Source organism: Mycobacterium intermedium (genome assembly GCF_002086275.1).
GTDB classification, from domain to species: domain Bacteria; phylum Actinomycetota; class Actinomycetes; order Mycobacteriales; family Mycobacteriaceae; genus Mycobacterium; species Mycobacterium intermedium.
Genome location: NZ_MVHT01000058.1, coordinates 32,895 through 42,759, shown reverse-complemented (window position 1 = coordinate 42,759; position 9,865 = coordinate 32,895). Strand labels below are relative to the sequence as shown.

Here is a 9,865-nt window from a genome sequence, read left to right as displayed (position 1 = left end):
TCAACGAAGCGGCGGCCGCAACGACGGTTGTGGCCGCCGCTTCACCCTGCCCCTTGACAAAATGATTCCCATATCAGCGTGACGGTCGGCGTCAGAGCGCCGCGCGACGGTCCTTCAGCCTGCCAGCGCGTCGACGATCGGGACATCTCCATTGTTGAAGTCGATCGTGCGACGAATGGTCGAGTCGTCCTGCAGCGCCGCGGCGATGACGAGTGCGACGTCTGCTCGGGACACCTGGCCCTTCGCCTTGCCGACTTCGATATGGCCGGTCGGCGGTTCCAGCGTGAGCCGTCCTGGCCCCAACACCGTCCAATCGAGATCACTGGCCCGCAGGTGTGCGTCCGCAGCCGCCTTCGCTTCTGCGTAGGCGAAAAACGAATCAGACTCCGGCACACCGTGATTGGGTCCGGCACCGAAATAGGACACCATCACGAACCGCTTGACGCCCGCCTGTGCGGCGGCGTCGATCACCCGGATCGCGGCGTCACGGTCGACCGCATAGGTGCGGGCCGGGTTGCCGCCGCCGGCACCGGCGGAGAACACCACCGCGTCATGCCCGGCCAGCAGGTCGGCCAGGGCGTCGGTATCGAGCCGTTCGATGTCGGCAACCACCGGTGTGGCCCCAGTGGCCGCCACATCGTCGGCGTGATCGGGGTTGCGAAAGACCGAACTCACCTTGTCGCCGCGCTCGGTCAGGATGCGACCCAGGTGCAGCGCGACCTTGCCGTGGCCGCCGATAACGATGATGTGCGCCATCCCTCGACGCTAGCGCGGCCCAGTGACTCGCGTGGCGCCGCGGCTACTGGTCGCCGCGGACGGCGGCGCCGCGTAAGACCGTGTCGCGGGCCAGGATGAGCGAGGCACGCGTACCCACCGCGCTCAGGATGTTCTCGGGAATCCACTGCACGCCGATGACCGCTCGGGCCAGCATCGCCGTGGACGGCGCGTCAATCCGGATGGCGCCAGACCGAATACCTTCGGATAGTAGGGATTTCATCTGCCGCAGCCGGGTCGTATACGACCAGCCCGGGTTGGCGGTTGGCGGCGATTGCCGCATCCAGGCCAGTTGGATCCGGAACTCGTCGGAAAACTGATCCAGCGCATTGACATTGACCCAACTCAATGCGTCCAGCTTCTCGACCGGTGTCGCGTCAGAGCGCAGCACGCGGATCCAACCGGCTTCCACCTTCTGCCCGAACGACCGCATGATCGAGTCGAGCAGTTCATCCTTGGAGCCGATCACCCGGTATACGGTTCCGGTCCCGAGGCCCGCCGCGGCGGCGATGTCCCGGATGGTGGTCGACTCATAACCCTTGCGGCCGAACTCGGTTCGGGCGACGGCGCGCAGGTGGGCGGCCTTGTCGCTGGGATCCGCCTCGTCGTCGTCGGCCCACGAAGCGATGATGTCGTTGGCCGCGGTGAAGGCGTTCGACCGGTCCAGAGCAGCGTCGCTCGGCGGTTCGGCTGCCAGCCCGTGCAGGATGATCCGACACAGCAGCGTGGCGACCTGATCGGCGGACGCCTTTTCGCGGATCACGTCCAGCCCCACTTGCAGCATCGTCTGGCAAATCCGGTCGGCCAACGTGGGCAGGTCGATGTCGGACCGGATGTAGCCGCTCCACCGGGCGGCGCGCAGCGTCTGCAGCATCGCCTCTTGGATCGCGGTCGGCCACTGACGCGTCAACTGCATCAACTCGGGGTCTGAGCTGGGCCCCTCGTAGAAGGACATCTGCAAAGCGGCGCGGTGCCGCACCGCGCACTGGGCGATCTCCGAGCCGAGTTCGGTGATCTGTTCCGCCGCGGGCCGGGAATCGGCTTCGTCCAACCGTGCCTGTGCGGCCGCCCCGATGCGATTCAGATCGGCCTGGTACCGACGAATCAACTCGACCAGGATCGCCTCTTTGGACTCGAAATGGTGGTAGAGGCTTCCCGGCAGAATGCCTGCGGCATCGGCGATTTCTTGCAGCGAGGTGCGCAAGCCCGTCGAGGCGATCAGCGATGCCGCGGTCTCGAGGATCTCACTGCGGCGGGTACCGGTGTCGGTTGCGCTGTCGGTCATGGTCGCCCGGACGCCACCCTGGGGGATTCCAGTGCCGGCACCATGCGACTTACCCCTCCCCACCGAACCAAATCTTTGTTGGAGGTTATCAGACTTGCGCCGACAAACGCGCTGCTCGAGGCGCTGCGGCCGGTATGGTCACCCATCCTAAATCGGTCCGCCTTCCCAGGAGTCCAGGCAGACAACCTCATCCACGGAGTTGCGCCGAGCAGGCCGAAACCTGTGCCCGGCACGTAGCCGCCCCACCGGCAGCAGGCACCCCTGAACGTATGTTTCCGGGATCTCCAGCAACTCCCGCACCGCCTGCTCGCGGTGCAGATGCAGGGTGGTGATGCAGGTCCCGTAGCCGCGAGTATGCAGAGCCAACTGAAAGTTCCACACCGCCGGGAAGATGGACCCGTACAGGGTCGCCTGGTAGAACGATTCGTCACCATCGATGCGCGGGAGATACGGTTGGTAGCAAGGGATTACCAACAAGGGCAGGTTGGCCATGTTCTCCACCAACCACTCCGTGGACGACATGAGCCGCCCCTCCGGTGTGTCGGCGGGCAGAAAGTCCGCAAGCAGCTGCCCGCCGACCCGAAGTAAATAGGCTTCGCGGTACAACTCGGCGATTTTCGCACGCTTGACCGGGTCGGTAACGACGATCCATCGCCACGACTGCGCATTGGAACCGTTGGCGGCCTGCAAGCCGGTTTGCAGGCACTCGCGGATGTCAGCCAGGTCGACGGGAGCCGCTGGGTCGAGGGACTTGCGGGCCGACCGGGTGGCGTTGAGCAGGTAGGTTATGTCCATGTTCGGGCCCGTCATGTCGTGACGCCGAGCTGCGCGGCGATGGCGAAAACTTCCTCGAAGATCGAACCGGGCACCGTGAACGGCTCGGTCGCCGACACTTCGGACAGGTGCGCCGCGATGTCGTCGGTGGTCGGCTCACTGTCGCGTTCCGCGAACCAACCTTCGCCGAGGCCAACGAATACCCGGGCGAAACGACCGGCGCACGCCGAGTAGTTCTGATGGGTCAGTTGGCAGTCTCGGCTCGCCAGGAAGGCAACGATGGGCACCACGAGCTCCGGCTTGATCACATTGAGGAACCCGATGCCCTCCAGGACTTTCGGGTCTCCGACGGTTTCGGTCACCATGCGCGAAAACCCGAATGGCAGCACAGTATTCGACAGGATGCCGTGTTCGGCGCCTTCGATCGCGATGACGTTCGACAGTCCCACCAGCCCGGCCTTGGCCGCGGCATAGTGGGCTTCCATCGGCTGCCCGAACATGCCCGCCGAGGAGGAGATGAAGACGAACCGGCCGTACTTCTGCCTCTTCATCACCCGGTACGCCGGCTGGCTCAGATAGAAACCGCCGTCGAGGTGCACGGCGAGCATCTTGCGCCAGTCGTCGACCGACAGCTCGTCGAACGCAACGCTGCTGAAGATGCCCGCGTTGCTGATCACCGCATCGAGGCGGCCGAAGCGTTCCACGGCCAGTCCGACGATGGCCTCGCCGCCTTCCGGGTTGGCCACCGAATCATGGGACGCCACCGCCGTGCCGCCCGCGTGCTCGATCTCGGCGACGACCTCGTCGGCCACCGCCGTATCGGCACCCTCACCGTGCATGGTGCCACCCAGGTCGTTGACCACTACCGACGCGCCGCGCCGGGCCAGCTCCAGGGCGTACAGTCGCCCCAGGCCGCGGCCGGCGCCGGTGACAACCGCGACCTGATCGGTGAAATCGATCATGGGACAGCGCCTTTCGCCGTGGCGAGCTGGGCACCGAGCTCGGTGAGGTAGTCATCGGGGCTGCCCAGGAACGCGCTCCAACCCAGCAGGCGTTTGAGGTAGAGGTGAGCGTCGTGCTCCCAGGTGTAGCCGATCCCACCGAACACCTGGATCGCGGTGTCGCCCACGGTTGCCAGTCGTCCGGAGAACGCCTTGGCGCGTATCGCGGACAGGTGCCGCTCGACGGGATCCGCGTGGTCGGCCGCCCACAGGGCATGAATGACACCGCTGCGGCCCAGTTCGACGGCTTCGTACATGTCGACACACAGGTGCTGGACGGCTTGGAACGACCCGATAGGTTGGCCGAACTGCGTTCGGGTCTTTGCGTACTCGACGGCCAGTTGCATGACGGCACGGGCGGCGCCGAGCGCGTCGGCGGCCCTCGCGATGAGCACGTTGTCGATGACAGCGCTGACGTCGTCGGGTGTAAACGCACCCAGTCGGTGCGCGGTCACGCCGTCAAGGTCGATGCGAAACTGCTTGTGTGTCGGGTCGATACCGCCTTCGGGCGTAGCCGTAACGCCGGAGTCGCTGGAATGCACCGCGAAGAGCGCATCCCCGGCGAGGACAAGCAGGACGCCCGCTGCGGCGGCGTCAGGAACGGCCGTCAGCTCGCCGCTCAGCAGGAAGTCCCCATCCCGATCGACGGCCTCTACCGAAGTGCCACCGAGAAATCCGATCGTGGCTGTCGTGGTGCCGTCGGCGATTCCGGTGAACAGTTTGGCTGCTGCGTCGTCGACCCTGAGCCGGCTCAGCGCGCGTGTCGCGGCTACCGCGCTGGACAACCACGGGCCCGGATGCAGGGCGGCGCCGAGTTCTTCCGCGACGATCCCGGCCTCGACCATCGTCATGCCGGCACCGCCGTAACTCGTCGGCACCAAAAGCCCGGTCGCGCCGAGGTCGGCCAGACCACGCCAAACGTGTTCGGTGGTGCCGGTCGGACCGTCGAGCAGTTGCCGCACATGCCCGGAAACCGGTGCCTTCTCGGCCAGGAAGCGCCGCACCGTGTCTTGTAGTGCGACTTGTTCGTCGGTGAGTTCGAGGTTCATCGGCGCGGCAACCCGAGTACGCGTTGGGCCGTGATGTTCTTGTTGATCTGGGTGGTGCCGCCGGCGATGGTGAGCGAACGCGACGTCAGCCGGTAGTCGCACCACCGGTCGTTGCCCAGCACGTCAAACGCCAGGGCGGCCAGTTCCTGTCCGATCTCACCCCATACCGTCTTGGCCAGGCTCGCGGTGCCGAAGGCCACCACTTCCGGGCCGCCGTGCAAAGACGCCGATATCGCTCGCTGGCAGAGGATTTCGAGATATCTGATGCGCAGCGCCAGCTCGCCCAGACGTCGCTGCGTTACCGGGTTGTCGCCCACCTTGGCCGCGGCGAAGTCGGCCACCAGCTCCTCAAGGCGCACCTGCATCTCGGCGTAGAGTCGCGCGGCACCCGCGCGCTCATGACTCAACGTGGTGGTGGCTACCTGCCAACCGCCATTGAGCGGACCGAGCAAGGCGTCCGCGGGCACCCGCACGTCGTGAAAGAACACCTCGGCGAAGTCGGCTTCGCCATTCAGCGTGACCAGGGGCCGAACCTCGATGCCCGGCAACGCCATGTCGACGATCAAGCAGGAAATTCCCTTGTGCTTCGGGGCATCCGGATCGGTCCGTACGTACAACTGGCACCACTGCGCCCGATGCCCCAGCGACGTCCAGATCTTCTGTCCGTTGACGACGAACTGGTCGCCGTCGCGGACCGCGCGGGTACGCAGCGAGGCCAGATCAGATCCCGCCTCGGGTTCGGACATGCCTTGGCACCAGATGTCGTCCGCGCGCATCATCCGGGGCAGCAACGTGGTCTTCTGCTCTTCGGTGCCATATTGCATGATCGCCGGGGCGATGTTGTTCATTCCGATGACGTTGAGCGGCAACGGCGCCCGCGCTCGCGTGGTCTCTTCGGTGTAGACCAGTTGCTCCAGTACGGTGGCGCCGCGGCCGCCGTACTCGCGCGGCCAGGACACCGCCGCCCAGCCCGCGTCGGCCATCGTCGCGTTCCACGCCCGCACCTTCTCGAATTGTGCGTCGTCGCGGCCCGGTTGGCGGCGAGCAGTTCGCAGCTCATCGGTCAGATTGGCGGCAAGCCAAGCGCGGAACTCGTCACGAAACTGTTCCACTTCCGCCGGGTAAGAGAAATCCACGTGCCTTCAGGGCCCCTCGTCATCGCGCGATTGACTGCGTGCCAAGCCGGACTCTACGTTGGAACAGATATTTGGTCAATCATGGAAGGGGCGAGACGTGGACTCCGAGCGGTTGGCGCGACTGGGCATGCTCGCCTCGGCGCTGGCCAACCGCGCGCTGCAGGTGGCGCCGGGCGCACCCGGAGAGCCGACCTGGACGGATGGCAACACGGTCTTCGTCGACCCCGCCGCACCCGTCCACACCCAGCTGCAGGCGCTGGCCGTACAAGCAACGCTGTTGTCGTCAGGCAGCCTGGAACCGGCCGTGCTGCGCAAACTCAAGCGGCGGCCGGACGTGGCGAGACGATATCTGGTGATCGAAGGCCATCGGGCTCTCGCCGCGAACGAAGGCTGGTTACCGCCGGTTGCGCGCGGCTTGGTCGACGTCGATGCCGCCGCTTGCAGTGATTCCCCGGCCAGCTCCCTGGCGATAGCGCGCAGCGGACGGGAAATCGGCAACCCGCCAGAGGTTTTCGGTACCATCCAGGCCCGCAAGCTGTTGGCGGCGAGGCGTAGCAACGAGAAGGCCGCCGCCATCCACAGCGCCCGTCGGCGCGGCAACAAGCCACTTGAGGAACTCGACGAGGACGAGGACAGCGGCGCCGACGCCGGAGACATGTTCACCAGCCCGGTGGGCGGCGGGGGCGCGTTGGGCAAGCTGCTGAGCAAATTGTTGCGCCCGGTCCGACGGCTCGGTGAGGGCGGAGAGCCCGGGGCCGACGCCCCGACGCATCGCACGCACTCCGGAAAGCGGGGTAGTGGCGCCAGGTTCTCGACGGCACCGACGGGTGCACTCGACGGACCGGCCGCCAAGGATCCAGGAATTACCTACCCCGAGTGGGACATTCATCAACGCGCTTATCGGCCGAACTGGTGCACGGTGCGGGAGGCGCCGCCCCAGGTGCGTGAGTCTCCGGGCGACGATCACGTGAACGAGTATGGGTTGCGACGTCCGCTGGCGCGGCTGGGCTTGGGGCCGGATTGGCTGCGCCGACAGGTTCAAGGTGACGACATCGACATCGACGCGGCCATCGAAGCGCGCATCGAGGCCATGGCCGGTTCGGCACCTGACGAGGAGGTCTACCTGGCCAGCCTCAAGCGCCGGCGCGACCTTGCCGTGCTGCTGCTACTCGACATTTCCGGGTCGGTGGCGGAGGCCGGTGTGGATGGCAAGACGGTGCACGATCTGCAGCGCGCCAGCGCGGGCGCCTTGGCCGTTGCCTTGCACGGCATCGGGGATCGTCTGGCGCTGTATGCGTTTCATTCTCAAGGCCGTTCGGCGGTGCAGATGATGCCGATAAAGCGTTTCGATGAAACCCTGGACGTGTTCGCACTGCGGCAACTTCGGGGGTTGGTGCCGGGCGCGTATTCGAGATTGGGTGCGGCGATTCGGCATGGGGCCGCCGTACTAGAGGAACGCGGTGGTACCACGCGTCGGCTGCTCGTCGTCATCTCCGATGGGCTGGCCTACGACCACGGCTATGAACGTGTTTACGGAGCCGCCGACGCCCGCCGTGCGCTGGCCGAGGCCCGCGCGCGGGGCACCGCATGCGTGTGTCTGACAGTCGGCGCGGATACCGATCCCGAGGAGCTGCAACGGGTTTTCGGCAGCGCCGCGCACGCCACCCTGGCGCGACCCGAAGAGTTGAGTCGGGTGGTCGGGCCATTGTTCCGCAATGCGCTGCGCGCGGCGGAGGTACGCCGACCGCAATCCGGACGAAGCTTGAGCCAAATATCTGTTCCGCGCTACGCTGCGCCCAACCCCGCCTGAAGGAGAAACGAGTGTCAGCACCCGCGTCCCGGCCGTTCTACGTAGCGGTCGGCAACGAGGAGAAGGTCTTCAAAGCGGCGTTCCGGCAAGGACTTTCGGTGCTGTTGAAAGGGCCGACCGGATGCGGGAAGACCCGGTTCTTGGAGGCGATGGCCTACGACGTGGGACGGCCACTGATCACCGTGGCGTGCCACGATGACCTCACCACCGCCGACCTGGTCGGCCGCTACCTGTTGCGGGGCGGCGATACCGAATGGGTGGACGGACCGTTGACCCGGGCGGTGCGCGAAGGCGCGATCTGCTATCTGGACGAGGTGGTGGAGGCTCGTCAGGACACGACCGTGGTGCTGCACCCGCTCTCCGACCACCGGCGCCAACTGCCCATCGAGCGCCTCGGCCAGATCCTCGATGCAGCGCCGGGTTTTTGCCTGGTGGTGTCCTATAACCCCGGGTACCAAAGCGTCCTCAAGGACCTCAAGGATTCGACCCGTCAGCGGATGGTCGCCATCGAGTTCGGCTTTCCGACGCCCGATGTCGAGGAGAAGATCGTTGCCCACGAGGCCGGCATTGGTGCCGACGCGGCCGCCGAACTGGTGCGCCTGGCGCAGGCCATCCGGCGCGTGGAGAACGGCGGATTGCGCGAAGTGTCCTCCACCAGAGTGCTTATTGCCGCCGGACGGCTGGTTGCCGAGGGGCTCAGTCCGCGCGAAGCCGCCGCCGCCGCGATCGCCGGTCCGTTGACGGACGACCCGCACGTCTCCAACGGGCTCAGGGAAATGATCGATGCCTATCTGACCGGCCCGGAGCCGGGCCGCGGAAATTGACATTGACGCTGACTTGTGTAACGCGTTAGGGTTAGGAACAAATTTTAGGTTTGTTTGCTGTGCCGGCCCGCACCGCAGCCACCGGAGGTGAAGTTGTCCTACGAAAGCACAGCACAGCCCATCAAGATCGGATACCTGTTCGACTTCCTGCTGCCGGAGTTCTACCCGCAGGAGATGCGCGACGACCTGACCCGGCCCTTCGACCTGGTCTTCCAGGACGGAGTGGAGCAAAAGGTCATCGACCGCCCGGTGGAGATCATCTACCGCGAGGTGGAAGGCCTGCCCAAGGGCTCGGTGAAGGCGGTCATCGACGCCTACGGCGAACTCGTCGACGAGGGCTGCCTGGTGGTGTTCGGTCCGCACATCAGCGAGAACGCGGTGCCGCTCAAGGAAGCGATCGAGGAGCGGTTCCGTGTTCCGGCGGTCAACGTCTGTGGCAGCGACGACTGGTTGGGGGAGTGGACATTCGCATTCCCGCAAGGGTCGTTCACCGACGAACCCATCTTCTGGGCGGACTTGCTCGCCAAGGGCGGTCACACCGAGGTTGGCGTACTGGTCGAGCAATCGCTCGTTGGCGAGAGCTATGTGAAGAACTTCCGGAAGGCCGCCCGGCGCAAGGGTATCCGCGTCGTCGCTGAAGCACAGCTCGCGCAAACCGCACAGGACGTCGGTGAGGCGATCCGCACCATGCATGACGCCAAGCCCAGCGCCTTGGTGCACTGCGGCTTCGGCTTCGGGATTCTGTTCATCAATGCTGCGCTGGCAGAGCTCAATTGGGACCCGCCGCGATTCACCAGCACCGCATTTCAGAACGCCTGGATCAATCCGGTGCTGTGGCAAGCCTTCATGGGATGGACCGGTGTCGACCAATACGACGAGGCCAACGCCGTCGGACAGCAGTTCCTCGACAGATACGAAGCGGCGTACGGACGCCGTCCGCAATATTGCGTACCCGTGGTGAACCGCGACGTTGCCACCACGCTGCTGCACGCTTTCGCCGACGCCCACCCACTGAGTCCGCGCGGTGTGAAAGAAGCGCTGGAGCGGGTGAAGATGCTGCCCGCGGCTTCCGGTGCGCCCGGGACCCGAGTCTCGTTGGGCAAGTGGACCCGGCGCGCCTGGATGGGTGCCGGGTATCTCGTGGCCCGTCGCCTGGATGCCGACGGCGTGAACTCGCATCTGGTCGACCGGTTCGGCGCGGAGTAAGGAGTC

General features: G+C 65.8%; 9 protein-coding genes. 3 read left to right on the top strand and 6 right to left on the bottom strand.

The features are described 5' to 3' along the window. Positions 1–114: 114 nt before the first annotated feature. The 6 genes from BST27_RS19510 to BST27_RS19485 all read right to left on the bottom strand — a co-directional run bounded on the left by BST27_RS19510 (position 115) and on the right by BST27_RS19485 (position 6,019). Positions 115–756, bottom strand: coding sequence for an SDR family oxidoreductase (locus BST27_RS19510; protein ID WP_069419871.1), 642 nt, complete (start codon positions 754–756; stop codon positions 115–117). 43 nt (positions 757–799) lie between these two features. After that, on the bottom strand, positions 800–2,059 hold the full coding sequence (locus BST27_RS19505; RefSeq protein WP_069419870.1) for a TetR/AcrR family transcriptional regulator: 1,260 nt from the start codon (positions 2,057–2,059) through the stop codon (positions 800–802). A gap of 147 nt (positions 2,060–2,206) precedes the next feature. After that, the gene (locus BST27_RS19500; RefSeq protein WP_069419880.1) at positions 2,207–2,854 is read right to left on the bottom strand and encodes a nitroreductase family protein; all 648 of its coding nucleotides are present in this window, start codon (positions 2,852–2,854) and stop codon (positions 2,207–2,209) included. An 11-nt stretch (positions 2,855–2,865) separates the two neighbouring features. Beyond that, positions 2,866–3,795: an SDR family NAD(P)-dependent oxidoreductase gene (locus BST27_RS19495; protein ID WP_069419869.1), complete on the bottom strand. Its 930-nt coding sequence runs from the start codon at positions 3,793–3,795 to the stop codon at positions 2,866–2,868. Further along, complete coding sequence (locus BST27_RS19490; protein ID WP_069419868.1) at positions 3,792–4,883, bottom strand: acyl-CoA dehydrogenase family protein; 1,092 nt, start codon at positions 4,881–4,883, stop codon at positions 3,792–3,794. Before BST27_RS19490 ends, BST27_RS19495 begins: the two co-directional genes overlap by 4 nt. Then, entirely contained in the window at positions 4,880–6,019 is a 1,140-nt protein-coding gene (locus BST27_RS19485) for an acyl-CoA dehydrogenase family protein (RefSeq protein ID WP_069419867.1), read from the bottom strand. The genes BST27_RS19490 and BST27_RS19485 overlap by 4 nt, the downstream gene beginning before the upstream one ends. Positions 6,020–6,146: 127 nt before the next feature. Here BST27_RS19485 and BST27_RS19480 point away from each other — a divergent pair, with 127 nt between their 5' ends. The 3 genes from BST27_RS19480 to BST27_RS19470 all read left to right on the top strand — a co-directional run bounded on the left by BST27_RS19480 (position 6,147) and on the right by BST27_RS19470 (position 9,859). Beyond that, on the top strand, positions 6,147–7,829 hold the full coding sequence (locus tag BST27_RS19480; RefSeq protein WP_079220037.1) for a nitric oxide reductase activation protein NorD: 1,683 nt from the start codon (positions 6,147–6,149) through the stop codon (positions 7,827–7,829). Positions 7,830–7,840: 11 nt separating this feature from the next. Further along, the gene (locus tag BST27_RS19475; RefSeq protein ID WP_069419865.1) at positions 7,841–8,653 is read left to right on the top strand and encodes a CbbQ/NirQ/NorQ/GpvN family protein; all 813 of its coding nucleotides are present in this window, start codon (positions 7,841–7,843) and stop codon (positions 8,651–8,653) included. 93 nt (positions 8,654–8,746) lie between these two features. Further along, entirely contained in the window at positions 8,747–9,859 is a 1,113-nt protein-coding gene (locus tag BST27_RS19470; protein WP_069419879.1) for an ABC transporter substrate-binding protein, read from the top strand. Positions 9,860–9,865 lie beyond the last annotated feature (6 nt).

Bases quoted from the DNA above. Each gene is read 5' to 3' on its own strand.
- BST27_RS19510 (WP_069419871.1), bottom strand. From the start codon at position 756: ATGGCGCACATCATCGTTATCGGCGGCCACGGCAAGGTCGCGCTGCAC.
- BST27_RS19495 (WP_069419869.1), bottom strand. From the start codon at position 3,795: ATGATCGATTTCACCGATCAGGTCGCGGTTGTCACCGGCGCCGGCCGC.
- BST27_RS19480 (WP_079220037.1), top strand. From the start codon at position 6,147: ATGCTCGCCTCGGCGCTGGCCAACCGCGCGCTGCAGGTGGCGCCGGGC.
- BST27_RS19490 (WP_069419868.1), bottom strand. From the start codon at position 4,883: ATGAACCTCGAACTCACCGACGAACAAGTCGCACTACAAGACACGGTG.
- BST27_RS19500 (WP_069419880.1), bottom strand. From the start codon at position 2,854: ATGGACATAACCTACCTGCTCAACGCCACCCGGTCGGCCCGCAAGTCC.
- BST27_RS19505 (WP_069419870.1), bottom strand. From the start codon at position 2,059: ATGACCGACAGCGCAACCGACACCGGTACCCGCCGCAGTGAGATCCTC.